Source organism: Serratia sp. BFP-2025, assembly GCF_050880365.1.
GTDB lineage: Bacteria > Pseudomonadota > Gammaproteobacteria > Enterobacterales > Enterobacteriaceae > Serratia > Serratia surfactantfaciens.
Genome location: NZ_JBPAFV010000001.1, coordinates 213,786 through 238,015, shown reverse-complemented (window position 1 = coordinate 238,015; position 24,230 = coordinate 213,786). Strand labels below are relative to the sequence as shown.

The 24,230-nt window shown below is 61.7% G+C and carries 22 protein-coding genes; 18 read left to right on the top strand and 4 right to left on the bottom strand.

Annotated elements, in window-relative coordinates; genetic code table 11:
* The first annotated feature begins 24 nt into the window (after positions 1-24).
* Positions 25-591 carry a GNAT family N-acetyltransferase gene (locus tag ACRAWE_RS01140; protein ID WP_063919868.1) on the top strand — a complete coding sequence of 189 codons (567 nt, stop codon included), beginning with the start codon at positions 25-27 and terminating at the stop codon, positions 589-591.
* Here ACRAWE_RS01140 and ACRAWE_RS01135 read toward each other — a convergent pair.
* Positions 588-1,205 (bottom strand): pyridoxamine 5'-phosphate oxidase family protein, encoded by a 618-nt coding sequence (locus ACRAWE_RS01135; RefSeq protein ID WP_019452410.1) that lies wholly within the window; start codon positions 1,203-1,205, stop codon positions 588-590. The genes ACRAWE_RS01140 and ACRAWE_RS01135 overlap by 4 nt on opposite strands.
* Positions 1,206-1,273: 68 nt before the next feature.
* Positions 1,274-2,227, bottom strand: a complete 954-nt coding sequence (locus ACRAWE_RS01130) for an aldo/keto reductase (protein ID WP_063919869.1) — start codon at positions 2,225-2,227, stop codon at positions 1,274-1,276.
* 273 nt (positions 2,228-2,500) lie between these two features.
* Here ACRAWE_RS01130 and ACRAWE_RS01125 point away from each other — a divergent pair, with 273 nt between their 5' ends.
* From ACRAWE_RS01125 to baeR, 6 genes are read left to right on the top strand one after another with little or no spacing between them, the layout of a single operon-like run.
* Positions 2,501-3,742: an MdtA/MuxA family multidrug efflux RND transporter periplasmic adaptor subunit gene (locus tag ACRAWE_RS01125; RefSeq protein WP_063919870.1), complete on the top strand. Its 1,242-nt coding sequence runs from the start codon at positions 2,501-2,503 to the stop codon at positions 3,740-3,742.
* Positions 3,742-6,861, top strand: a complete 3,120-nt coding sequence (locus tag ACRAWE_RS01120; RefSeq protein ID WP_063919871.1) for an MdtB/MuxB family multidrug efflux RND transporter permease subunit — start codon at positions 3,742-3,744, stop codon at positions 6,859-6,861. The genes ACRAWE_RS01125 and ACRAWE_RS01120 overlap by 1 nt, the downstream gene beginning before the upstream one ends.
* Positions 6,858-9,938: a multidrug efflux RND transporter permease subunit MdtC gene (mdtC, locus tag ACRAWE_RS01115; RefSeq protein ID WP_432524462.1), complete on the top strand. Its 3,081-nt coding sequence runs from the start codon at positions 6,858-6,860 to the stop codon at positions 9,936-9,938. Before ACRAWE_RS01120 ends, mdtC begins: the two co-directional genes overlap by 4 nt.
* A gap of 10 nt (positions 9,939-9,948) precedes the next feature.
* Positions 9,949-11,379 (top strand): multidrug transporter subunit MdtD, encoded by a 1,431-nt coding sequence (gene mdtD / locus ACRAWE_RS01110; RefSeq protein ID WP_019452405.1) that lies wholly within the window; start codon positions 9,949-9,951, stop codon positions 11,377-11,379.
* Positions 11,376-12,758 (top strand): two-component system sensor histidine kinase BaeS, encoded by a 1,383-nt coding sequence (gene baeS, locus ACRAWE_RS01105; RefSeq protein WP_019452404.1) that lies wholly within the window; start codon positions 11,376-11,378, stop codon positions 12,756-12,758. Before mdtD ends, baeS begins: the two co-directional genes overlap by 4 nt.
* Complete coding sequence (baeR, locus tag ACRAWE_RS01100; protein ID WP_019452403.1) at positions 12,758-13,474, top strand: two-component system response regulator BaeR; 717 nt, start codon at positions 12,758-12,760, stop codon at positions 13,472-13,474. Before baeS ends, baeR begins: the two co-directional genes overlap by 1 nt.
* 7 nt (positions 13,475-13,481) lie before the next feature.
* On the opposite strand, the gene ACRAWE_RS01095 is transcribed toward baeR, so the two are convergent.
* Positions 13,482-13,871, bottom strand: coding sequence for a type II toxin-antitoxin system VapC family toxin (locus ACRAWE_RS01095; RefSeq protein WP_025159565.1), 390 nt, complete (start codon positions 13,869-13,871; stop codon positions 13,482-13,484).
* 3 nt (positions 13,872-13,874) lie between these two features.
* Positions 13,875-14,138, bottom strand: coding sequence for an antitoxin (locus ACRAWE_RS01090; RefSeq protein WP_019452401.1), 264 nt, complete (start codon positions 14,136-14,138; stop codon positions 13,875-13,877).
* 338 nt (positions 14,139-14,476) lie between these two features.
* On the opposite strand from ACRAWE_RS01090, the gene ACRAWE_RS01085 reads away from it, so the two are divergent.
* The 11 genes from ACRAWE_RS01085 (at position 14,477) to gutQ (ending at position 24,220) form a co-directional block, all read left to right on the top strand.
* Positions 14,477-14,815: a YegP family protein gene (locus ACRAWE_RS01085; RefSeq protein WP_033644064.1), complete on the top strand. Its 339-nt coding sequence runs from the start codon at positions 14,477-14,479 to the stop codon at positions 14,813-14,815.
* Positions 14,816-14,994: 179 nt separating this feature from the next.
* Positions 14,995-16,347 (top strand): tRNA 5-hydroxyuridine modification protein YegQ, encoded by a 1,353-nt coding sequence (gene yegQ, locus ACRAWE_RS01080; protein WP_432524458.1) that lies wholly within the window; start codon positions 14,995-14,997, stop codon positions 16,345-16,347.
* A gap of 467 nt (positions 16,348-16,814) precedes the next feature.
* Entirely contained in the window at positions 16,815-17,720 is a 906-nt protein-coding gene (yegS, locus tag ACRAWE_RS01075) for a lipid kinase YegS (protein ID WP_019452397.1), read from the top strand.
* A 272-nt stretch (positions 17,721-17,992) separates the two neighbouring features.
* Entirely contained in the window at positions 17,993-19,042 is a 1,050-nt protein-coding gene (fbaB, locus tag ACRAWE_RS01070) for a class I fructose-bisphosphate aldolase (protein WP_019452396.1), read from the top strand.
* 235 nt (positions 19,043-19,277) lie between these two features.
* The gene (gene srlA, locus ACRAWE_RS01065) at positions 19,278-19,826 is read left to right on the top strand and encodes a PTS glucitol/sorbitol transporter subunit IIC (protein WP_004941528.1); all 549 of its coding nucleotides are present in this window, start codon (positions 19,278-19,280) and stop codon (positions 19,824-19,826) included.
* A gap of 15 nt (positions 19,827-19,841) precedes the next feature.
* Positions 19,842-20,822 (top strand): PTS glucitol/sorbitol transporter subunit IIB, encoded by a 981-nt coding sequence (gene srlE, locus ACRAWE_RS01060; RefSeq protein WP_063919872.1) that lies wholly within the window; start codon positions 19,842-19,844, stop codon positions 20,820-20,822.
* Between the two features lie 22 nt (positions 20,823-20,844).
* Positions 20,845-21,207: a PTS glucitol/sorbitol transporter subunit IIA gene (gene srlB, locus ACRAWE_RS01055; protein ID WP_019452394.1), complete on the top strand. Its 363-nt coding sequence runs from the start codon at positions 20,845-20,847 to the stop codon at positions 21,205-21,207.
* Between the two features lie 10 nt (positions 21,208-21,217).
* The gene (gene srlD / locus ACRAWE_RS01050; protein ID WP_025159563.1) at positions 21,218-21,997 is read left to right on the top strand and encodes a sorbitol-6-phosphate dehydrogenase; all 780 of its coding nucleotides are present in this window, start codon (positions 21,218-21,220) and stop codon (positions 21,995-21,997) included.
* Between the two features lie 45 nt (positions 21,998-22,042).
* Positions 22,043-22,399, top strand: coding sequence for a transcriptional regulator GutM (gutM, locus tag ACRAWE_RS01045; protein WP_019452392.1), 357 nt, complete (start codon positions 22,043-22,045; stop codon positions 22,397-22,399).
* Between the two features lie 83 nt (positions 22,400-22,482).
* Entirely contained in the window at positions 22,483-23,256 is a 774-nt protein-coding gene (srlR, locus tag ACRAWE_RS01040; protein WP_019452391.1) for a glucitol operon DNA-binding transcriptional repressor SrlR, read from the top strand.
* Positions 23,249-24,220, top strand: coding sequence for an arabinose-5-phosphate isomerase GutQ (gutQ, locus tag ACRAWE_RS01035; protein ID WP_019452390.1), 972 nt, complete (start codon positions 23,249-23,251; stop codon positions 24,218-24,220). The genes srlR and gutQ overlap by 8 nt, the downstream gene beginning before the upstream one ends.
* Positions 24,221-24,230: the final 10 nt, after the last annotated feature.

Here is a 24,230-nt window from a genome sequence, read left to right as displayed (position 1 = left end):
CTCGTTCATTGGAGGCTATGCATCATGTCACCCCTTCTTACCCTCGACAGCGCCAGACTGCGGCTGCGCCCCTGGCGCGACGACGACCTGCCGGCCTTCGCCGCGCTGAATGCCGATCAGCAGGTGATGCGCTATTTCCCGGCGACGATGACGGCCGAGGAAAGCCGCGCGCAGGCCGAGCGCATCCGCGCCGCCATGCAACAACAGGGCTGGGGGCTATGGGCGGTGGAAGTGAAAGGCGGCGCATCCTTTATCGGGTTTGTCGGCCTGGCGGTGCCGGGCGACGATCTGCCTTGCTCCCCCTGCGTGGAGATCGGCTGGCGGTTGGCGGCGGCCCACTGGGGCAACGGCTACGCCGCTGAAGCGGCGCGCGCCGCGCTGGAGTGCGCCTTCGGCACGCTGCACCTGCCGGAAGTGGTATCCTTCACCGCCGAAGATAACCAGCCGTCGCGCCGGGTGATGACGCGCATCGGCATGCAGTTCGACGGCGAAACCTTCCTGCACCCGCGCCTGCCGGCGGGCCATCCGCTACAGAAGCATGTTTTATACCGGCTAAGCCGGCAAACATGGCGCGCACGCCACGGCGATTAATACAGCGTATCCTTCAGCCGCTGCGGCAACGCACTGTCATACTCCTCGCCGTCGAAGCGCGTTTGGCTGACCGCGGCCAAAATATGGCCGGGGCTGGGCAACGCCGAACGTTCGAGGCGGCTGCCCTCTTCCCATAATCCTGAACGCAGGATCGCCCGACTGCACTGGAAAAATACCGCTTCGACACGAATACGCAGCACCGAACGCGGCAGCTGGTTGCGGTAGGCAAAGCGCTGCAGCACCGCCGGCGCGACCACAATCTCCGCCCGCCCGTTAATCCGCAGCGTTTCGCCGATGCCGGGGATCAGCAGCAGCAGCGCCACCCGATTGTCGTGCAGGATATTGCGCAGGCTATCGATGCGGTTATTGCCGCGCCGGTCAGGCAGCAGCAGGGTTTTCTCGTCTTCGATATGAATAAAACCGGCCGGATCGCCGCGCGGGGAGACATCCATGCCGTCCGGCCCAACCGTCGAGAGGGCGGCAAACGGCGCCGCCTCGATAAATGGACGGTACGCCGGGTGGATATAGCTGACTTCTTTAAAAACCGAGGGCGCGCCGGGTTTGCCGTACAGCTGTTCCAGCGTCGCGAGGTCGTTGATGGTATCACCAGTCATTGCGGTTTCCTGAATGGGCCATGTTGACCCATTCAGCATAGAGCAAAATCGCCGCCGGGTAATGCGCCTTACCAGGCGCTGGCGAGGTTCAGCACCTGGATATCCTCCGCATCCAGCGTCAGGCGAGTGGCGCTGACCAATTCATCCAGCTGTTGCAGCGAGGTCGCGCTGACGATCGGCGCGGTGACGCTTGGGCGCGCGATCAGCCAGGCCAACGAGACCTGCGCCGGCGAGGTGCCATGTTTGCTCGCCACCTGATCCAGCGCCGCCAGAATGCGGAAACCACGCGGGTTAAGGTAGCGCTCGACAATGCGATCGCCGCGCTGGCTTTTACCTTCGTCCTCTTTACTGCGGTATTTGCCGGTCAGGAAGCCGCTGGCCAGCGCAAAGAAGTTGATCACCCCCAGCCCGTGGCGCTGCGCCACGCCCTCCAGCTCGGCCTCATAGCCTTCGCGCGCATACAGGTTATATTCCGGCTGCAGGGTTTCATAACGTGCCAGCCCGTGGCTTTCGCTCACCCGCAGCGCTTCTTCCAGACGATCCGCCTGATAGTTGGAAGCGCCGATCGCCCGCACCTTACCGGCCTTGATCAGCGCATCGAACGCCGCCAGCGTCTCTTCCAGCGGCGTATCGCGGTCATCGTCGTGCGATTGGTAAAGGTCGATATAATCGGTTTGCAGACGGCGCAGCGAGTCTTCCACCGCCTGCCGAATATAGCGCGGCGACAGCCCCTGCTTACCCTCACCCATCGGTTTGCCCACCTTGGTGGCGATGATCACCTGGTCGCGCTTGCCGCTCTTCTTCAACCATTCGCCGATGACGGTTTCCGATTCACCGCCCCGATTGCCCGGCGCCCAGCTGGAATAGACGTCGGCGGTATCGATAAAGTTAAGCTGATTTTCCACCAGCGCATCCAACAGGCTGAAAGAGGTCGCCTGATCCGCCGTCCAGCCGAACACGTTGCCGCCGAAGGTCAACGCCGGCACCTGAATGCCCGAACGGCCCAGTTGTTTCTTGCTCATGATAGAGGCTCCATGGAGTTGAATGATTTACTGGTTAATTATTAGCTTTAAAAATAAAAAGCCGTTAAAACTCATTGGCTATAAGCAAAAACCCAACGCTTATAAACATAGCAGGCGACAATCGTTAACTTATTCGGAAAATGCTGACGGTTCCTCCTTATTTCCTTCATTTTTATGCCGCTTTGACTAGCTAAACTAGTATTCTGTAAGGAGTGTCATTTTTGTGGCAATGCGTGCGCACACGCTTGTCCTCTGGAGAGAATTTTCGCCGCCATGAAAGCAAAACCCCAACGTCGTTCCCTGATGCTGCGCCTGCTGGTTGCCGCCATCGCGGTCATCGCTGCCGTACTGATTTGGCGCCACTTCAACGCCGCACCGCCGGCGGCTGAAACGCCGACGGCCGCTCACCATGCCGGTGGCGCCAAAGGAGCGGCTGCCGGTGGCAAACGGCGCGGCAATCTGTCGCCGGTTCAGGTGGCCACGGCCACTCAGCAATCGGTGCCGAGCTATCTGATCGGGCTGGGCACTGTTACCGCCGCCAACACCGTTACCGTCACCAGTCGGGTCGACGGCCAATTGATGGCCCTGCACTTCACCGAAGGGCAGCAGGTGAAGGCCGGCGATCTGCTGGCGGAGATCGATCCCCGTCCGTTCCAGGTGCAGCTGACGCAGGCCCAGGGGCAGTTGGCGAAAGACCAGGCGACGCTGGCCAACGCCCGGCGCGATCTGGCGCGCTATCAGCAACTGGTGAAAACCAACCTGGTTTCCCGCCAGGAACTGGATACCCAGGTCTCGCTGGTGCAGCAGACCGAAGGATCGATCAAGGCCGATCAGGGCGCGGTGGACAGCGCGCAGCTGCAGCTGACCTACAGCAAAATCATCGCCCCAATCTCCGGCCGCGTAGGCCTCAAGCAGGTCGATATGGGCAACTACATCACCAGCGGTTCTACGGCCATCGTGGTGATCACGCAGACGCATCCGATCGAGGTGGTGTTCACCCTGCCGGAAAGCAACATCAGCGACATCATGAAAGCGCAGAAAGCCGGGCCGGTCAGCGTCGAGGCCTGGGGACGCACCAACAAGACCCTGCTGGCGCAGGGCAACCTGCTGAGTCTGGATAACCAGATAGACACCACCACCGGCACCATCAAGCTAAAGGCGCAGTACGCCAACCAGGACGATGCGCTGTTCCCCAACCAGTTCGTCAATGCGCGGCTGAAGGTCGCCACGCTGCAAAACGCCATCGTGGTGCCGACCGCCGCCGTGCAGATGGGCAACGAAGGCAACTTCGTCTGGACGATGGACGACGAGAATAAAGTCAGCAAACGCCTGGTCACCGTCGGCATTGAAGACAGCCAAAACGTGGTGATCGCCAGCGGCCTGAACGCCGGGCAGCGCGTGGTAACCGACGGCATCGATCAACTGACGGAGGGGATGAAGGTTGAGGTGGTGACGCCGCAAACCAAAGCGGCCGACGGCAGCGCCGCGCCGCACGCCAAGCGGGAGAAAGCCTGATGCAGGTGATGACGCCGAACCCCGGCGGCGGCCCGTCCCGCCTGTTTATTCTGCGCCCGGTCGCCACCACGCTGCTGATGGTGGCGATCCTGCTGGCGGGGATTATCGGCTACCGCGCGCTGCCGGTGTCCGCCCTGCCGGAAGTGGACTACCCGACCATTCAGGTGGTGACGCTGTACCCCGGCGCCAGCCCGGACGTGGTGACCTCCGCCATCACCGCGCCGTTGGAGCGCCAGTTCGGCCAGATGTCCGGCCTCAAGCAGATGCTGTCGCAAAACTCCGGCGGCGCCTCGGTGATCACCCTGCAGTTCCAACTGGCGCTGTCGCTGGATATCGCCGAGCAGGAAGTGCAGGCGGCAATCAACTCCGCCACCAACCTGCTGCCGACCGATTTGCCCTACCCGCCAATCTACAGCAAGGTTAACCCCGCCGATCCGCCGATCCTGACGCTGGCCGTCACCTCTACCGCCCTGCCGATGACGCAGGTGGAAGACATGGTGGAAACCCGCGTGGCGCAGAAAATCTCCCAGGTGACCGGCGTCGGCCTGGTCACCCTTTCCGGCGGCCAGCGCCCGGCGGTGCGCGTAAAACTCAATGCGCCGGCGATGGCGGCCAACGGGCTCGACAGCGAAACCGTGCGCACCGCCATCACGGCCGCCAACGTCAACTCCGCCAAAGGCAGCCTGGACGGCCCGACCCGTTCGGTTACCCTGTCCGCCAACGATCAGATGAAGTCCGCCGATGAGTACCGGCGGCTGATCGTCGCCTATAAAAACGGCGCGCCGATCCGCCTGCAGGACATCGCCACCGTCGAGCAAGGGGCGGAAAACACCCGGCTCGCGGCCTGGGCTAACAAGCAGCCGGCGATCGTGCTGAACATCCAACGCCAACCCGGCGTCAACGTCATCACTACCGCCGACAGCATCCGTGAGATGCTGCCGACGCTGATTAAAAGCCTGCCCAAGTCGGTCGACGTCAAGGTGTTGACCGACCGCACCACCACCATTCGTGCCTCGGTCAGCGACGTGCAGTTCGAGCTGCTGCTGGCGATCGCGCTGGTGGTGATGGTGATCTACGTGTTCCTGCGCAACGTGCCGGCGACCATTATCCCCAGCGTGGCGGTGCCGCTGTCGCTGGTTGGCACCTTCGCCGCCATGTACTTCCTCGGTTTCTCGATCAACAACCTGACGCTGATGGCGCTGACCATCGCCACCGGCTTCGTGGTGGACGACGCCATCGTGGTGATCGAGAACATCTCGCGCTACATCGAGAAAGGCGAAAAACCGCTCGACGCCGCGCTGAAGGGAGCCGGCGAAATCGGCTTCACCATCATCTCGCTGACCTTCTCGCTGGTGGCGGTGCTGATCCCGCTGCTGTTCATGGGCGACATCGTTGGCCGCCTGTTCCGCGAGTTCGCCGTGACGCTGGCGGTGGCGATTCTGATCTCCGCCGTGGTGTCGCTGACGCTGACGCCGATGATGTGCGCCCGCCTGTTGAACCATGAGTCGCTGCGCAAGCAAAACCGTTTCTCCGCCGCCTCAGAACGTTTCTTCGAGCGCGTGATCGCCGGCTACGGCCGCTGGCTGAAAGTGGTGCTCGCCCACCAGTGGCTGACGCTGTGCGTAGCGTTGAGCACCCTGGCCGTCACCGTGCTGCTCTACCTGTTCATTCCCAAAGGCTTCTTCCCGATTCAGGACAACGGCCTGATCCAGGGCACGCTGGAAGCACCGCAGTCGGTGTCGTTCAGCAAAATGGCGGTGCTGCAACAACAGGTCGCCGCCCAGGTGTTGGAGGATCCGGCGGTGGAGAGCCTGACCTCGTTTATCGGCGTCGACGGCACCAACGCCGCGCTCAACAGCGGCCGGCTGCAGATCAACCTGAAACCGCTGAGCGAACGCAGCGACAGCCTGCAAACCATCATCGATCGAATGCAAGAAAAAGCGGCGGCGCTGCCCGGCCTGAAACTCTATCTGCAGCCGGTGCAGGATCTGACCATCGATACCCAGGTCAGCCGCACGCAGTACCAGTTCACCCTGCAGGCGATGTCCCTCGAGCAGCTCAGCCAATGGGTGCCGCAACTGGTCGATGAACTGCGGCAAACCCCCGAACTGCAGGACGTCAGCAGCGACTGGCAGGATCAAGGGCTGGAAGCTTACATCAACGTCGATCGCGACTCGGCTTCGCGCCTCGGCATCCAGATGAGCGACGTGGACAGCGCGCTGTACAACGCCTTCGGCCAGCGCCTGATCTCCACCATCTACACCCAAGCCAACCAGTATCGCGTGGTGCTGGAACATGACGTGCAGGCGACGCCAGGGCTGGCGGCGCTGAACGATATCCGTCTCACCAGCAGCAGCGGCGCCGTGGTGCCGCTCAATACCATCGCCAAAATCGAGCAGCGCAACGGGCCGCTGGCGATCAATCACCTCGATCAGTTCCCGGCGACCACCGTCTCCTTCAACGTGGCGGAGGGCTACTCGCTGGAAGAAGCGGTCAACGCCATCACCCAGGTCGAGAAGACGCTGGCGATGCCGAAAGACATCACCACCAAGTTCCAGGGGGCTACCCTGGCCTTCCAGGCCGCGCTCGGCAGCACGCTGTGGCTGATCCTGGCGGCGGTGGTGGCGATGTATATCGTGCTCGGCGTGCTGTATGAAAGCTTCATCCATCCGGTCACCATTCTCTCCACCCTGCCGACCGCCGGGGTCGGCGCGCTGCTGGCGCTGATGCTGGCGGGCAGCGAGCTGGACGTGATCGCCATCATCGGCATCATCCTGCTGATCGGCATCGTGAAGAAAAACGCCATCATGATGATCGACTTCGCCCTGGCCGCCGAACGCGAGCAGGGTATGAAGCCCTATGACGCCATCTATCAGGCCTGCCTGCTGCGCTTCCGGCCGATTCTGATGACCACGCTGGCCGCCCTGCTCGGCGCGCTGCCGCTGATGCTCAGCACCGGCGTCGGCGCGGAGCTTCGCCGGCCGCTCGGCATCTGTATGGTCGGCGGCCTGATCATGAGCCAGATCCTGACGCTGTTCACCACCCCGGTGATCTACCTGCTGTTCGATAAACTGGCGCGCAATACCCACGCCAAAGAAGAAGCGCGGGAGACACCGTGAAATTCTTCTCGCTGTTTATCTTCCGGCCGGTGGCCACCACCCTGTTGACGCTGGCGATCGCGCTGGCCGGCGCGCTGGGCTTCAGCCTGCTGCCCGTCGCGCCGCTGCCGCAGGTGGATTACCCGGTGATCTCCGTCACCGCCACCCTGCCGGGCGCCGATCCGGAAACCATGGCGACCTCGGTCGCCACCCCGCTGGAGCGTGCGCTCAGCCGCATCGCCGGGGTCAACGAAATGACCTCGATGAGCTCGCTCGGCAGCACCCGGGTGATCCTGCAGTTCGATCTCAGCCGCGACATCAACGGCGCCGCGCGCGACGTGCAGGCGGCGATCAACGCCGCGCAAAGCCTGCTGCCTTCCGGCATGCCGAGCCGCCCAACCTATCGGCAGATGAACCCGTCGGACGCGCCGATCATGATCCTGACGCTCACTTCCGACACCTACAGCCAGGGCCAGCTTTACGACTTCGCCTCCACCCAGCTGGCGCAGAAGATCGCCCAGACCGAGGGCGTCGGCGACGTCACCGTCGGCGGCAGTTCGCTGCCGGCGGTGCGGGTGGAGCTGAATCCTTCCGCGCTGTTTAACCAGGGCGTGTCGCTGGACAGCGTGCGCCAGGCCATCAGCAACGCTAACCTGCGCACGCCGCTCGGCTCGACCGAAAGCCAGGACAAGCGCTGGCAGATCCAGAGCAACGATCAGATCAAAAAGGCCGAAGGTTACAAGCCACTGATCGTGCATTACAACAACGGTTCCGCCGTCCGGCTGAGCGACGTCGCCAACGTCATCGATTCGGTGCAGGACGTGCGCAACGCCGGGATGACCAACGCCCAACCGGCGATCCTGCTGGTGGTCAGCCGTTCGCCGGACGCCAACATCATCGCCACCGTCGATCGCATCCGCGCCGAGCTGCCCGACCTGCAGGCCAGCATTCCTGCCTCGATCAAACTGAACATCGCGCAGGATCGCTCGCCGACCATTCGCGCTTCGCTGGCGGAAGTGGAGCAGTCGCTGGTCATCGCCATCGCGCTGGTGATCCTGGTGGTGTTCGCCTTCCTGCGTTCCGGCCGCGCTACGCTGATCCCCGCCGTCGCCGTGCCGGTGTCGCTGATCGGCACCTTCGCCGCCATGTACCTGTGCGGTTTCAGCCTCAACAACCTGTCGCTGATGGCGCTGACCATCGCCACCGGCTTTGTGGTGGACGACGCCATCGTGGTGCTGGAAAACATTTCCCGCCACGTGGAGGCCGGCATCAAACCGCTGCAGGCGGCGCTGCAGGGGATACGCGAGGTCGGCTTTACCGTGCTTTCGATGAGCATGTCGCTGGTAGCAGTGTTCATTCCTCTGCTGCTGATGGAGGGGCTGCCGGGGCGTTTGTTCCGCGAGTTCGCCGTCACCCTGTCGGTGTCGATCGGGCTGTCGCTGATCATCTCGCTGACGCTGACGCCGATGATGTGCGCCTACCTGCTGCGCCCGCAGCCTGAACGCGCGCAGCAGCGCGTGCGCGACTTCGGCAAGCTGTTGATGAAACTGCAGCAGGGCTACGGCCGCTCGCTGCACTGGGTGCTCGACCGCGCTCGCTGGGTGCTGGCGATCCTGCTGGCGACGGTGGCGCTCAACGTCTGGCTGTACATCAGCATCCCGAAAACGTTCTTCCCGGAGCAGGATACCGGCCGTCTGATGGGCTCCATTCAGGCCGATCAGAGCATCTCGTTCCAGGCGATGCGCCAAAAACTGCAGGACTTTATGACCATCGTGCGCGACGATCCGGCGGTGGAGAACGTCACCGGCTTCACCGGCGGTTCGCGCACCAACAGCGGTTCGATGTTCATCGCGCTTAAACCGCTGTCCGAACGTAAAGAGAGCGCGCAGCAGGTGATCGCCCGCCTGCGCGCCAAGCTGGCGAAAGAGCCCGGCGCCAGCCTGTTCCTGATGGCGGTGCAGGATATCCGCGTCGGCGGCCGGCAGGCCAACGCCAGCTATCAGTACACGCTGCTGTCGGACGATTTGAGCGCCTTGCGCACCTGGGAGCCGAAAATCCGCACCGCGCTGGCCGCCCTGCCGGAGCTGGCGGACGTCAACTCGGATCAGCAGGATAAAGGCTCGGAGATGGATCTGATTTACGACCGCGACACCATGTCCCGCCTCGGCATTTCGGTGTCGGACGCCAACAACCTGTTGAACAACGCCTTCGGCCAGCGGCAGATCTCCACCATCTATCAACCGCTCAACCAATACAAGGTGGTGATGGAAGTGGCGCCGCCCTACACCCAGGACGTGAGTTCGCTGGACAAAATGTTCATCATCAACAGCGAAGGCAAGGCGATACCGCTCTCCTACTTCGCGCACTGGCAGCCGGCCAACACGCCCCTGGCGGTCAACCACCAGGGGCTGTCCGCCGCCTCCACCATCTCGTTCAACCTGCCGCTCGGCGCCAGCCTGGGCGACGCCACCGACGCCGTCACCCGCGCCATGACCCAGCTCGGCGTGCCGCCCACGGTGCGCGGCGCCTTCGCCGGCACCGCCCAGGTGTTCCAGGACACCCTGAAATCGCAGGTGATCCTGATCCTGGCGGCGATCGCCACGGTGTATATCGTGCTCGGCGTGCTGTACGAGAGCTATATCCACCCGCTGACCATCCTCTCCACGCTGCCTTCCGCAGGCGTGGGGGCGCTGCTGGCGCTCGAACTGTTCAGCGCGCCGTTCAGCCTGATCGCGCTGATCGGCATCATGCTGCTGATCGGCATCGTGAAGAAAAACGCCATCATGATGGTCGACTTCGCGCTCGAGGCGCAGCGCAACGGCGGCATCAGCGCCCGCGAGGCGATTTTCCAGGCCAGCCTGCTGCGTTTCCGGCCGATCATGATGACGACGCTGGCGGCACTGTTCGGCGCGCTGCCGCTGGTGCTGGCCAGCGGTGACGGCGCGGAGCTGCGCCAGCCGCTCGGCATCACCATCGCCGGCGGCCTGGTGATGAGCCAGTTGCTGACGCTGTACACCACGCCGGTGGTCTATCTTTACTTCGACCGACTGCAGGCGAAGTTCCGCCGTAACAAGCAACTGGCCCCGCTGCCGCACTAATGGCCGACCGATGCTGATGAAACACACCGCCACGGTACGCTGGCAACTCTGGATAGTGGCGTTCGGCTTCTTTATGCAGACGCTGGATACCACTATCGTCAACACCGCCCTGCCCTCGATGGCCGCCAGCCTGGGGGAGAACCCGCTGCGCATGCAGTCGGTGATCGTCTCCTATGTGCTGACGGTGGCGGTGACGCTGCCGGCCAGCGGCTGGCTGGCGGACAAGGTCGGCGTACAGCGGGTGTTTTTCAGCGCCATCGTGCTGTTTACCCTCGGCTCCATCCTCTGCGCCCGCTCGGAAACCCTGAACGAACTGATCGCCTCGCGCGTGATTCAGGGCGTCGGCGGCGCAATGATGGTGCCGGTCGGCCGCCTGACGGTGATGAAGATCGTACCGCGCGAGCAGTACATGGCGGCGATGACCTTCGTGACGCTGCCGGGCCAGATCGGCCCGCTGATGGGGCCGGCGCTGGGCGGCTTTCTGGTGCAGTACGCCAGCTGGCACTGGATTTTCCTGATCAATATTCCGGTAGGCATCGTGGGCGCCATCGCCACGCTGCTGCTGATGCCCAACTACCAAATGCAAACCCGGCGTTTCGACCTCAGCGGCTTTATCCTGCTGGCGATCGGCATGGCGTCGCTGACACTGGCGCTCGATGGCCACAAGGGCATGGGGCTGTCCGGCGCCGCCATCGCCGGCCTGGTGGCGCTGGGCGCAGCGGCGCTGTTGGGGTATGTTTGGCATGCCTACGGCAATAGCCGCGCCCTGTTCTCGCTGCGGCTGCTGCGCACTCCGACCTACAAGATCGGGTTGCTGGCCAGCCTGTTGGGGCGCATCGGCAGCGGCATGCTGCCGTTCATGACGCCGCTGTTCCTGCAGGTGGGCATGGGCTTCACGCCGTTCCACGCCGGGCTGATGATGATCCCGATGATCATCGGCAGCATGGGCATGAAGCGCATCGTGGTGCAGGTGGTCAACCGCTTCGGCTATCGCAACGTGCTGGTGGCGGCCACGCTGCTGCTGGCGCTGGTCAGCCTGAGTTTCCTGCTGGCGGCGATGCTCGGCTGGCTGTGGCTGCTGCCGGTGGTGCTGTTCTTCCAGGGGATGGTCAACTCGCTGCGCTTCTCGGCGATGAACACCCTGACGCTGAAAGACCTGCCGGACCGGCTGGCCAGCAGCGGCAACAGCCTGTTGTCGATGGTCATGCAGCTGTCGATGAGCCTTGGCGTCAGCGTCGCCGGCATCTTGATCGGCAGCTTCGCCCATCACCAGGTGGTGGCCGACAGCCCGGCCATCCACAGCGCATTTATCTACAGCTACTGCTGTATGGCGTTGATTATCGCCCTGCCCGCGCTGGCCTTCGCGCGCGTGCCGGCCGATAGCGCGCCCAACCGCACGCTGACCAAAGAGCCGGGTACCGGCTCAACGAGGTTGCAATGAAGATAGGCATTACCGGGAAACTGTTCCTGGCCATTTTCGCTACCTGCATGCTGGTGTTGATCACCATGCATTGGGGGGTGCGCGTCAGCTTTGAACGCGGCTTTATCGATTACATCAAGCACAGCAACGAGCAGCGCATCAACATGCTGAGCGAAGCGCTGGAGGAGCAGTACAGCCGCCACGGCAACTGGATATTCCTGCGCAACAACGATCAGGTTATCTACCAGATCATGCGTTCGTTCGAACAGAACAGCGACAGCAGCCACAACCTGCCGCCCAAGGGCTGGCGCACCCAGTTTTGGGTGGTGGACAGCCAGTTCAACCGGCTGGTGGGCCACTCCGGGCCGGTGCCGAAAGAGGGGCCGCGCCACCCGATCCGCTATAACAACACCATCGTCGGCTGGGTGATCACTACCCCGGTCGAACGCCTGACGCGCAACACCGATATCAACTTCGATCGCCAGCAGCGGCGCACCAGCTGGATTATCGTCGCGCTCTCCACCTTGCTGGCGGCGGCGGTGACCTGGCTGCTGTCGCGCGGCATGCTGGCGCCGGTCAAGCGCCTGGTGGCGGGCACTCATCGCCTGGCGGCGGGCGACTTCACCACCCGCGTGACGGTCAGCAGCCAGGATGAGCTGGGCAGGCTGGCGCACGACTTCAACCAGTTAGCCACCTCACTGGAGAAAAATGAGCAGATGCGCCGCGCCTTTATGGCCGACGTGTCGCATGAGCTGCGCACGCCGCTGGCGGTGCTGCGCGGCGAGCTGGAGGCGCTGCAGGACGGCGTGCGCCAGCCGACGCCGGCGTCGCTCAGCTCGCTGCAGGCCGAGGTGTCCACCCTGACCAAACTGGTCGATGACCTGCACCAGCTTTCGCTTTCCGATCTCGGCGCGTTGGCCTATCGCAAGTCGTCGGTAGACTGCGTGCATCTGCTGCAGGTTGCCGTCGCCGCCTTCCGCGAACGCTTCCGCGCCAAAGGGCTGGAAATCGTCACGCATCTGCCGCCCCAGGCGCCGCTGTTCGGCGATCCCGATCGCCTGAACCAGTTGTTCAATAACCTGCTGGAAAACAGCCTGCGCTACACCGACGCCGGCGGCCGGTTGGAAATCAGCGCCGAGCTACAGCCGGGGCGGCTCTTCCTCTACTGGCAGGACAGCGCGCCGGGCATCAGCGATCAGCAACTGACGCGCATTTTCGAACGTTTCTACCGGGCGGAAGGCTCACGCAACCGCGCCAGCGGCGGTTCCGGCTTGGGTCTGGCGATCTGCCACAACATTGTGGAGGCGCACGATGGAAAAATCCGCGCCGAGCATTCGCCTTTAGGCGGCGTGCGCATTACAGTAGAATTTGCTACCCCGATAAAAAATAAGGCGCCCTGATGGACATTCAGAATCAACCTATGCAGATCATGATTGTTGAAGATGAGCCCAAGCTGGGTCAGTTGCTGGTGGATTATCTGCAGGCGGCGGGTTACGCCACCCGCTGGCTGACCAACGGCAGTGAGGTGGTGCCGACCGTGCATCAACATCCGCCGGCGCTGATTTTACTCGATCTGATGCTGCCGGGCGCCGACGGCCTGACTGTATGCCGCGAGCTGCGCCGCTTCAGCGACGTGCCGATCGTGATGGTGACGGCGAAAATCGAAGAGATCGACCGCCTGCTGGGGCTGGAGATCGGCGCCGACGATTACATCTGCAAACCCTACAGCCCGCGCGAGGTAGTGGCGCGGGTGAAAACCATCCTGCGCCGCAGCTATCGGCCGCAGGATAATGCGCGGGAAGATGATCTGCTGCACATCGATGAACCGCGTTTCCAGGCCAGTTATCAGGGGCAGCTGCTGGATCTGACGCCGGCGGAGTTCCGCCTGCTGAAAACCCTGGCCAGCCAACCGGGCAACGTGTTTTCGCGCGAACAGCTGCTGAACAACCTGTATGACGACTATCGGGTAGTCACCGACCGCACCATCGACAGCCACATCAAAAATCTGCGGCGCAAGCTGGAGCTGATCGACGGGGAGAAATCCTTTATCCGCTCGGTATACGGCGTGGGCTACCGCTGGGAAGCCGACCCTTGCCGGCTGGTGAATGGGGTTTAGGGGGAAATCAGCGCGTCCAGTCCTCAACAGCCAATCCGGGCACCATGGCGAATGCGCGATCGTTGGTCACCAGCGTCGCGCCACGGCTCTGCGCATGAGCGGCGATCAGTTGATCCATCGCGCCCATGATTTTCCCCTTTCTCTCCATGTTTGCCCGCATTTCACCGTAACAGCGGGCAGCCTCGCTATCCCATGCATAGACCGTTACCGCGGCAATAAAGGCCTCGACCATGCTTTGCAACGCCTTGTTCCGCCGTTTAGCCACACCGTAAAGCAGTTCCGCCTCCGTGACGCTGGAAATACATACGGCAGAAGGCGGGAGCTTTTCCATGACGTTAAGCACCTGCGGATGCTGCCGAAACAAGTGGCTGACGGTGTTGGTATCAAACATGTACATCGCCTATTCGTCCTCTGAGAATGGATCGCGGTCTGCAACCCCTTGCTGACGATCTTCCGCGCCAAGAAACTCTTGCGGCACAGGCGTTTGGGCGATAATGCTCAGCAGCGGCGCCCAGCTGTCCGGCTTTGCTGGATATTTGGATAAAATCACGTTGCCCTCCCGATCGCGACGGATATAGACACGATCCGTATCAAATTCAAACTCCACCGGTAACCTCACCGCCTGATTTCTGCCGTTTTTAAACAGCTTTGCGATTCTTTCCATCTCGACACCTCCACAGCTGGCATAGGCCAAAGCATATGCCTGTAGCGTGTCGATGCCAAGATGTATCGCTCATTTTTCATCCACATTGACGAAACGGCCAAACACTAACGCACAATTTCACGGGTTGAAACCCTGTTCCCCTCGTTATGCGGTGCACTGCGCAATCACCGCGCCTTTCCTTAGCTTCCCGTGCGGCGGCGGGCTCACCGAATGAAAACTCCGCGCCGGCGCAAAAAAATTGCGCATTTTTTCGACTAAGCTGCGGTGAGGTTTAGCCGCCGATTTTCAAGCGATTGGCTACACTTACATCACGAATCGGAACCTACAGGAGAAGAACCATGGCAATCGGTCATTACGAGCTGAAAAAAGCAAAGAACGGACAGTACCACTTCAACCTGAAAGCCAGTAACGGCGAGATCATTCTGGCCAGCGAGATGTACGCCAGCAAAGCGTCAGCGGAGAACGGCATCGCCTCGGTGCAGACCAATTCGCCGCACGAAGCGCAGTTTGAACTGAAGCACAGCACCAGCAATCAACCCTATTTTGTGCTGAAGGCCAAGAACCATCAGGTGATCGGCGTCAGCGAAATGTACAGCTCCGAAAGCGCGGCCAAAAACGGTATCCAGTCGGTGATAAAAAACGGCCCGACCACCGATATCCGCGATTTGAGCGCCTGATCCCTCCGTTTCGCCCGCGCGGTGGCCGCCATCGCGCGTTTTCCGTTTGACCGGGATCAATCTCCCCTGAATAAATCCGGTTAACTGCTGATTTTTTGCCGCGCCGCCGCTACAATTCCCCGCTTTTACTGCGCCATCAGGTGGCGCGGTACTGACCTGAAATCAGACCGAGACACACTATGTTTACACCGGAACTTCTCTCCCCTGCCGGAACGCTGAAAAACATGCGTTACGCCTTCGCCTACGGCGCCGATGCGGTTTACGCCGGCCAGCCGCGCTACAGCCTGCGGGTGCGCAACAACGAATTCAACCACGAGAATCTGGCGCAGGGCATCAACGAAGCGCACGCGCTGGGCAAAAAATTCTATGTAGTGGTCAACATCGCCCCGCACAACGCCAAGTTGAAAACCTTCCTGCGCGATCTGAAGCCGGTTATCGATATGGGCCCGGATGCGCTGATCATGTCCGATCCCGGCCTTATCATGATGGTGCGCGAAGCCTTCCCGCAGATGGACATCCACCTGTCGGTTCAGGCCAACGCCGTTAACTGGGCGACGGTGAAATTCTGGAAACAAATGGGCCTGACCCGCGTGATCCTGTCGCGCGAACTGTCGCTGGAGGAGATCGCCGAGATCCGCGCCGAAGTGCCTGATATGGAGCTGGAGATCTTCGTCCACGGCGCGCTGTGCATGGCCTATTCCGGCCGCTGCCTGCTGTCCGGCTACATCAACAAGCGCGATCCCAACCAGGGCACCTGCACCAACGCCTGCCGCTGGCAATACAAGGCGGAAGAAGGCAAAGAGGACGACACCGGCAATATCGTGCACCTGCACGAGCCGATCCCGGTACAAACCGTTGAGCCGACGCTGGGCATCGGCGCGCCGACCGATAAGGTGTTCATGCTGTCTGAAGCGCAAAAGCCAGGCGAATATATGAGTGCCTTTGAGGACGAACACGGCACCTACATCATGAACTCCAAGGATCTGCGCGCCATTCAGCACGTGGAGCGTCTGACGCAGCTCGGCGTGCACTCGCTGAAGATTGAAGGCCGCACCAAGTCCTTCTACTACTGCGCGCGCACCGCCCAGGTCTACCGCCGCGCCATCGACGACGCCGCCGCCGGCAAGCCGTTCGATCCGACCCTGCTCACCACGCTGGAAGGCCTGGCGCACCGCGGTTACACCGAGGGCTTCCTGCGCCGCCATGTACACGAAGCGCAGCAGAACTACGAATACGGCTCCTCGCTCTCCGAGCGCCAGCAGTTCGTCGGCGAGTTCACCGGCGGGCGCCGCGAAGGGTGGGCGGAAGTCGACGTGAAGAATAAGTTCTCGCTCGGCGACAGCGTCGAGATGATGACGCCGGGCGGCAACGTGCTGTTTACGCTCGAAAGCATGCAAAATAAGAAAGGTGAGCCGATTGAAGTGGCGCCGGGCAACGGCCATATCGTTTATTTGCCGATCCCGCAGGATATCGATCTCAATTATGCTTTGCTGATCCGCAATTTGGCGGAAGAAAATAGCGCCCAGGCATAAAATGAATCGCCACCATACGGTGGCGATTTTTAGCAAATATTAGAATTAGATCACATCAATATGCTCGCAGCTTGGTTACTATCACGCTGCTTAAAACGAACAACGAAAATATTTGCATAGCAATACTAGGAACCACCTCCTTAGCCGGCCCAATCTCCCTTGGGCTGGCTTTTTCTTTGTGGGGCCACTCTATTTTCACCACAGCACCTATTTTCATTATCTTTTCCCGTTATCCATTTTAATAAGAATAATAACGTCACATCGATATATAAATAACGCTATAGCGATTAATCCCGCCTTCATTAAAATTTTTCTTGTTGCCCGGTAAAATTCAGATAAATTCGCACCGCTTTCATATTCACGGCGATGCGGGAAATAAGCGGAATTAGCTGAATATTCTGATGGCCTGACGGCGTCGGCTGGTTTATCTTGGGACCTTCTTGGTTTTCCGCCGGAGGATATCGGCAATGGCTCACCCCCCACATGCAACAGCCCTGCTTATTATCAACGGCAAGGGTGCCGGCAACGAAGAATTGCGCCAGGCGGTCAAACGGCTGCGCGCAGAACAGGTGACGCTGCACGTACGCGTCACCTGGGAGCACGGCGACGCCGCGCGCTACGTCTCGGAGGCCGCTCAGCTTGGCGTCGATACCGTCGTCGCCGGCGGCGGTGATGGCACCATTAACGAGGTGGCAGCCGCACTGGTACAGTTGCCGACGCACGGCCGACCCGTGCTGGGCATTCTGCCGCTCGGCACCGCCAACGACTTCGCCATGGCCTGCAATATTCCCCCTTCGCCGGAACAGGCGCTGCAACTGGCGATCAAGGGCCGCTCGGTGCCTATCGATCTGGCCAGGGTCAACGGCGAACGCTACTTCATCAACATGGCCACCGGCGGCTTCGGCACCCGCATCACCACCGAAACGCCGGAGAAGCTGAAGGCGGCACTGGGCGGCGTTTCCTACTTCGTCCACGGCTTACTGCGCATGGATACGCTGCAGGCCGATCGCTGTGAAATCCGCGGGCCGGACTTCCGCTGGGCCGGTGAAGCGCTGGTGATCGGCATCGGCAACGGTAAGCAGGCCGGCGGCGGTCAGGAACTGTGCCCCACTGCGCTGATCAACGACGGCCTGCTGCAGCTGCGTCTGCTGATCGCCGATGAACTGCTGCCGGCGCTGGTCGCCGCCCTGTTCAACGACGAAGAAAGCAACAGCATCCTCAGCGCGGCGCTGCCTTGGCTGGAGATCGACGCGCCGCATGAAATAACCTTCAACCTTGACGGCGAGCCGCTCAAAGGCCGCCATTTCCGCATCGAAGTGTTGCCGCAGGCCATCGAATGCCGCCTGCCGCCTAACTGCGCCCTGCTGGGCTGATTCTGTCGGGCGCAGCCGCTGCGCCCGATCGCCCTGCAGAACACCGAGTGGTTCGAGATCGAATAATCAACCGCTTGGCAAGCCGGGGGCGATCGTCCCCACGTATTTGGCCGCGCAAATAGCATTTCTTCTCAATCGCATCTATTGTTTGTCCTTGCCGGAGCAAGTTCGGTAGCATCGCTTTACAGCTTCAATCACCGCTTTTTTACTGCGCCGGTGGTCAAAAACCCATGCATTGCCGGTGTATGAAGAAGCTTAATCGGGAGTGAATCATGACTGATATTGTGCAGTTGCTAGGAAAGGAAGCGGAAGATCTGCTGCAACACCGCTGTACCACTATCCCCGCCGAGAATCTCTACCTGCCGGGCGCCGACTTCGTCGACCGCGTAATGATCGATAACAACCGCCCGAACACGGTGTTGCGTTCGATGCAAACCCTGTTCAACCACGGCCGCCTGGCCGGCACCGGCTACCTGTCTATCCTGCCGGTCGACCAGGGTATCGAGCACTCTGCCGCCGCGTCGTTCGCCGCCAACCCGCTGTATTTCGATCCGAAGAATATCGTCGAGCTGGCGATTGAAGCCGGCTGTAACTGCGTCGCCTCCACCTACGGCGTGCTGGCGTCGGTATCGCGCCGCTACGCGCACAAGATCCCGTTCCTGGTCAAAATCAACCACAACGAAACGCTGAGCTACCCGACCCAGTACGACCAGACCCTTTACGCCAGCGTCGAGCAGGCGTTCAACATGGGTGCGGTGGCGGTCGGCGCCACCATTTACTTCGGCTCCGAGCAGTCGCGCCGCCAGATCGAAGAGATCTCTATCGCCTTTGAGCGCGCGCATGAGCTGGGCATGGTCACGGTGCTGTGGGCCTATCTGCGTAATCCGGCGTTCAACAAGGACGGCGTGGACTACCACTCCAGCGCCGATCTGACCGGCCAGGCCAACCACATCGCCGCCACCATCGGCGCCGACATCGTCAAACAAAAAATGGCGGAAAACAACGGCGGCTACCGCGCGGTGAAATTCGGCTATACCGATGACCGCGTCTACGACAAGCTGACCACCGATCACCCGATCGATCTGGTGCGCTACCAACTGGCCAACTGCTACATGGGCCGCGCTGGGCTGATCAACTCCGGCGGCGCCGCCGGTGAGAACGATCTGCAGGAATCGGTGCGCACCGCGGTGATCAACAAACGCGCCGGCGGCATGGGCCTGATCCTGGGGCGCAAGGCGTTCAAGAAATCGATGAAAGACGGCGTAGCACTGATCAACGCCGTGCAAGACGCCTACCTGGACAAGAAGGTCACCATCGCCTGATGTGACAGACCACCTATCCCAAAGCCCGGCTCGCCGGGCTTTTTTGTGCCCGTCCCCCACTTTTCAAGCCGCATACCTTCTCTTTCTTTCACTTTAAACTTTCAAAATAAAATATTTATCTTTCAAATTGTGATCTATTTAAAACAAATAGCCCAACAAAGTGACTACTGTAAGGCCCATGGCGACAGAGCCGCCGTTCGCTCCAGGCCATATAAGTCCATTACAGGAGAACATAATGATTGAGCTAATCACCCACGGCGCCGAGTGGTTTATCGGCCTGTTTCAGAAAGGCGGTGAAGTGTTTGTCGGCATGGTGACCGGCATTTTACCTTTGTTGATCAGCCTGTTGGTTATCATGAACGCACTGATCAAATTTGTTGGCCAGGAACGTATCGAACGATTGGCGCAGCGCTGCGCGGGCAACCCCGTCTCGCGTTATCTGCTGCTGCCGCTGATCGGCACCTTTGTCTTCTGCAACCCGATGACCCTCAGCCTGGGGCGCTTCATGCCGGAGAAATACAAGCCGAGCTACTACGCGGCGGCCTCTTACAGCTGCCACTCGATGAACGGTCTGTTCCCGCACATCAACCCCGGCGAGCTGTTCGTTTACCTCGGCATCGCCAGCGGCCTGACCACCCTCGGCCTGCCGCTCGGCCCGCTGGCGGTGAGCTATTTCCTGGTGGGGCTGTTCACTAACTTCTTCCGCGGCTGGGTTACCGATCTCACCACCAGCCTGTTCGAACGCAAGATGGGCATCCGTCTGGATCGCCAGGTGCAACTTTAATTCGTGGAGTGCAGCATGAGTGCTTATATCCGTATTGAAAAAGGCGCCAGCGGCTGGGGCGGCCCCCTGGAACTGCCGATCGAACCCGGCAAGAAAGTGGTGTACATCACCGCCGGTACCCGGCCTTCCATCGTCGATCGCCTCAGCGAATTGACCGGCTGGCCGGCCGTCGACGGTTTCAAAGAGGGCGAGCCGCCGGCGGACGAAATCGGCGTGGCGGTGATCGACTGCGGCGGCACCCTGCGCTGCGGCCTGTACCCGAAACGCCGCATTCCGACGGTCAACATCCACGCCACCGGCCAGTCCGGCCCGCTGGCGCAGTTTATCCTCGAAGACATCTATGTCTCCGGCGTGCGCGACCACAACATCAGCCGAATCGAAACGGCGGAAACCCCGCCCGCCGCCGCCGTGGCTGCGCCGCCCAAAGCGCGCGACTACGACACCAGCAAGAAGATCACCGAGCAAAGCGACGGGCTGCTGGCGAAGGTCGGCATGGGCATGGGCTCGGTGGTGGCGGTGTTCTTCCAGGCCGGGCGCGACACCATCGACACCGTGCTGAAGACCATTCTGCCGTTTATGGCGTTCGTCTCGGCGCTGATCGGCATCATCATGGCCTCCGGCCTCGGGGACTTTATCGCTCACGGCCTGACGCCGCTGGCCAACAGCCCGATCGGGCTGGTGACGCTGGCGCTGATCTGCTCGTTCCCGCTGCTGTCGCCGTTCCTCGGCCCCGGCGCGGTCATCGCCCAGGTGATCGGCGTGCTGGTCGGGGTGCAGATCGGCCTCGGCCATATTCCGCCGCAGCTGGCGCTGCCCGCGCTGTTCGCCATCAACGCGCAGGCCGCCTGCGACTTCATTCCGGTCGGCCTGTCGCTGGCGGAAGCCAAACAGGACACCGTGCGGGTCGGCGTGCCGTCGGTGCTGGTCGGCCGCTTCCTGACCGGCGCCCCGACGGTGTTGATCGCCTGGGCCGCCTCGGCCTTCATTTATCAATAGTGTGATTTTCAGGGAGACGTTCATGCACACCATTTTTCATACCACCATCACGCAAATCGGCGGCTGCGCCCGCGAGGCGTTGCTGGACAATATGCTGATCACCTTTCGTGAAGGCGCGCCGGCGGACATCGAAGAGTTCTGCTTTATCCACCGCCACGGCGCGACCGCCGGCGAACTGCAGGTGGGCGGCGTGATGGAGCTGGCGCAGCGGCGCTACGCCATTACCGCCGTCGGCAGCGTCGCCACGCAGAATCTGCGCGAGCTGGGCCATATCACCGTACGCTTCGACGGCGAAGCCGAAGCCGAATTTCCCGGCTCGATCCACGTATCCGGCCCGACGCCGACCGATATCCCGTTGGGCAGCACGCTGTCATTTATCGCATAAGGAGTAGACCATGTCTGAAGTAGCTGTAGTGATTGGCGGCGGCCAAACGTTAGGTGCATTTTTGAGCCACGGGCTGGCGCAGGCCGGTTATCGGGTGGCGGTGGCCGATCTGAACGCCGACAACGCCAATCGGGTGGCGCAGCAGATCAACGAAGAGTACGGCTCAGGCAGCGCCTGCGGTTTTCAGGCCGACGCCACCGACGAGCAGAGCGTGATCGCGCTGGCGGCGGCGGTTGACCGGGCGTTCGGTCAGGCTAATCTACTGGTGTACAGCGCCGGCATCGCCAAGGCGGCGCCGATCACCGATTTCCCGCTGGGCGACTTCGATCGCTCGCTGCAGGTGAACCTGGTGGGCTATTTCCTCTGCGCCCGCGAGTTCTCGCGGCTGATGATCCGCGACGGCATCGCCGGGCGCATCATTCAGATCAATTCTAAATCCGGCAAGGTCGGCAGCAAGCACAACTCTGGCTACAGCGCCGCCAAGTTCGGCGGCGTGGGGCTGACGCAGTCGCTGGCGCTCGATCTGGCGGAGTACGGCATCACCGTGCATTCGCTAATGCTCGGCAACCTGCTGAAATCGCCGATGTTCCAGTCGCTGCTGCCACAGTACGCGCAAAAATTGGGCATCGCGCCGGATCAGGTGGAGCAGTACTACATCGACAAGGTACCGCTGAAACGCGGCTGCGACTACCAGGACGTGCTGAACACCCTGCTGTTCTACGCCAGCGATAAGGCCTCTTACTGCACCGGCCAATCGATCAACATCACCGGCGGCCAGGTGATGTTCTGACGCCAATCGACGCCCCCTTCAGCAGAGGGGGCTAAGGAGAACTCCATGACACAAGCTCTGATCGCCTTCGCGCTGCTGGCCTGGCTGCTGCAAATCGCCTTCGGCTGGTGGCAACTGCAGCGCTTCAACCGCGCCTTCGACGGCCTGTGCCGGCTGGGCGTCGTCGGCGTCGGCCGTTCCGGTGGCCGTTTTCGCCCGCGAGTGGTGCTGGCGCTGGCCTTCGACGCCGATCGACGGGTGTGCGGCAGCCTGTTGCTGCGCGGCCTGACCGTTTTCGCCCGGCCCCGCCCGCTGCCTCGATTGCACGGTTTGCATCAGCAGGATTTACGCCCGGATGTGATCTTCCCCGAGGATCGCGCATGCCAGTCTGCACTATCGTTAGCGATTGAACCCAAATCGTGATATTTTCACATTAAAAGACATTACCTTTCATAGTGAATTATTCAGCGAGAGGAAATGCCCAACTCTTGTGAACGGGAATCGCGATGAAACCAAAGCAGCGGCAGGCCGCTATCCTTGAATATCTGCAGCGGCATGGCAAAACGGCAGTGGACGCCCTGGCCGAGCATTTCTCCACCACCGGCACCACCATCCGCAAGGATCTCACCCTTCTGGAAGAAGAAGGCGAGGTGATCCGCACCTACGGCGGCGTGGTGCTCAGCCGCGACGACGGCGATCAGCCGATCGACCGCAAAACCCATATCAACACCGAGAAAAAACGCCAGATCGCCAGCGCCGCCGTGGCGCTGATCGCCGACGGCGACTCGCTGATCTTCGACGCCGGCAGCACGGTGCTGCAGATGGTGCCGCACCTGGCGCAGTTCAATAACATCACGGTAATGACCAACAGCCTGACCATCGTCAACGCGCTGGTGGAGCTGGACAACGATCAGACTATCCTGATGCCCGGCGGCACCTACCGCAAGAAGTCGGCCTCGTTCCACGGCAGCCTGGCGGAATCGGCGTTTCAGCAATTCAGCTTCGACAAGCTGTTTATCGGCGCGGACGGCGTCGATCTCAACGCCGGCGTCACCACCTTCAACGAAGTGCACAACGTCAGCAAGGCGATGTGCGAAGCCGCCAGCCGCATAATTCTGTTGGTAGACTCCTCGAAATTCGGCCGCAAGAGCCCGAACGTGGTGTGCGAACTCAGCGCCGTCGACACGCTGATCACCGACAGAGACATCAACCCCGATTACCTCGCCGCCCTGCAGGCGAAAGGCATCAATATCTTTCTGGTAGGAGACCCCGATGAGTAACGCCAACGCCCTGCTCGCCTTCGCCCGCGAAACGCTGGAGATCGAGCTGACCGAAGCGCAGCGCCTGCTGGCGCGCCTCGACGACAACTTCGTCTGCGCCTGCGAGCTGCTGCTGAACTGCCGTGGCAAAGCGGTGATTTCCGGCATCGGCAAGTCCGGCCATATCGGCAAGAAGATCGCCGCGTCGCTGGCCAGCACCGGCACGCCGTCGTTCTTCGTGCACCCGGCGGAAGCGCTGCACGGCGATCTCGGCATGATCGGCGCCGACGACGTGGTGGTGTTCATCTCCTACTCCGGCCGCGCCAAAGAGCTGGACCTGATCCTGCCGCTGCTGGCGGAGAACGGCATTCCGGTGATCGCCATCACCGGCGGCAAAGAGTCTCCTCTGGCGCAGGCCGCGGCCTGCGTACTGGATATCGGCGTCGAGCGCGAAGCCTGCCCGATGGGGCTGGCGCCGACCTCCAGCGCGGTCAACACTCTGATGATGGGCGACGCCCTGGCGATGGCGCTGATGCGCCAGCGCGGTTTCAACGCGGAAGACTTCGCCCGTTCGCACCCGGGCGGCAGCCTGGGGGCGCGCCTGCTGAACCGCGTGCATCACCTGATGCGCACCGGCGATCGCCTGCCGCGCGTGAGCGAAAGCGCCAACGTGATGGAAGCGATGCTGGAACTGAGCCGCACCGGGCTCGGGTTAGTGGCGGTCTGCGACACGCAGCAACGGGTGGTGGGGGTGTTTACCGACGGCGACCTGCGCCGCTGGCTGGTGAAAGGCAATAGCCTGCAGGATCCGCTCAGCCCGGCGATCACCCGCCCCGGCTATCGGCTGCCGGAGCAGTGGCGTGCCGGCGAAGCGCTGGAAGCGCTGCACGAACAGCACATCAGCGCAGCCCCGGTGGTCGATATGGACGGCGTACTGGTGGGGGCGCTCAACCTGCACGATCTGCATCAGGCCGGCATCGGCTGATCGGTGCTGG

Excerpts from the sequence above, each read along its gene's own strand:
- ACRAWE_RS01095 (WP_025159565.1), bottom strand. The coding sequence starts at position 13,871 with ATGTACATGTTTGATACCAACACCGTCAGCCACTTGTTTCGGCAGCAT.
- srlB (WP_019452394.1), top strand. The coding sequence starts at position 20,845 with ATGCACACCATTTTTCATACCACCATCACGCAAATCGGCGGCTGCGCC.
- ACRAWE_RS01125 (WP_063919870.1), top strand. The coding sequence starts at position 2,501 with ATGAAAGCAAAACCCCAACGTCGTTCCCTGATGCTGCGCCTGCTGGTT.
- ACRAWE_RS01090 (WP_019452401.1), bottom strand. The coding sequence starts at position 14,138 with ATGGAAAGAATCGCAAAGCTGTTTAAAAACGGCAGAAATCAGGCGGTG.
- gutQ (WP_019452390.1), top strand. The coding sequence starts at position 23,249 with ATGAGTAACGCCAACGCCCTGCTCGCCTTCGCCCGCGAAACGCTGGAG.
- ACRAWE_RS01140 (WP_063919868.1), top strand. The coding sequence starts at position 25 with ATGTCACCCCTTCTTACCCTCGACAGCGCCAGACTGCGGCTGCGCCCC.
- srlD (WP_025159563.1), top strand. The coding sequence starts at position 21,218 with ATGTCTGAAGTAGCTGTAGTGATTGGCGGCGGCCAAACGTTAGGTGCA.
- fbaB (WP_019452396.1), top strand. The coding sequence starts at position 17,993 with ATGACTGATATTGTGCAGTTGCTAGGAAAGGAAGCGGAAGATCTGCTG.
- yegS (WP_019452397.1), top strand. The coding sequence starts at position 16,815 with ATGGCTCACCCCCCACATGCAACAGCCCTGCTTATTATCAACGGCAAG.
- ACRAWE_RS01130 (WP_063919869.1), bottom strand. The coding sequence starts at position 2,227 with ATGAGCAAGAAACAACTGGGCCGTTCGGGCATTCAGGTGCCGGCGTTG.
- ACRAWE_RS01120 (WP_063919871.1), top strand. The coding sequence starts at position 3,742 with ATGCAGGTGATGACGCCGAACCCCGGCGGCGGCCCGTCCCGCCTGTTT.
- yegQ (WP_432524458.1), top strand. The coding sequence starts at position 14,995 with ATGTTTACACCGGAACTTCTCTCCCCTGCCGGAACGCTGAAAAACATG.
- baeS (WP_019452404.1), top strand. The coding sequence starts at position 11,376 with ATGAAGATAGGCATTACCGGGAAACTGTTCCTGGCCATTTTCGCTACC.
- baeR (WP_019452403.1), top strand. The coding sequence starts at position 12,758 with ATGGACATTCAGAATCAACCTATGCAGATCATGATTGTTGAAGATGAG.
- srlE (WP_063919872.1), top strand. The coding sequence starts at position 19,842 with ATGAGTGCTTATATCCGTATTGAAAAAGGCGCCAGCGGCTGGGGCGGC.
- srlR (WP_019452391.1), top strand. The coding sequence starts at position 22,483 with ATGAAACCAAAGCAGCGGCAGGCCGCTATCCTTGAATATCTGCAGCGG.
- srlA (WP_004941528.1), top strand. The coding sequence starts at position 19,278 with ATGATTGAGCTAATCACCCACGGCGCCGAGTGGTTTATCGGCCTGTTT.
- mdtD (WP_019452405.1), top strand. The coding sequence starts at position 9,949 with ATGCTGATGAAACACACCGCCACGGTACGCTGGCAACTCTGGATAGTG.
- ACRAWE_RS01085 (WP_033644064.1), top strand. The coding sequence starts at position 14,477 with ATGGCAATCGGTCATTACGAGCTGAAAAAAGCAAAGAACGGACAGTAC.
- ACRAWE_RS01135 (WP_019452410.1), bottom strand. The coding sequence starts at position 1,205 with ATGACTGGTGATACCATCAACGACCTCGCGACGCTGGAACAGCTGTAC.
- gutM (WP_019452392.1), top strand. The coding sequence starts at position 22,043 with ATGACACAAGCTCTGATCGCCTTCGCGCTGCTGGCCTGGCTGCTGCAA.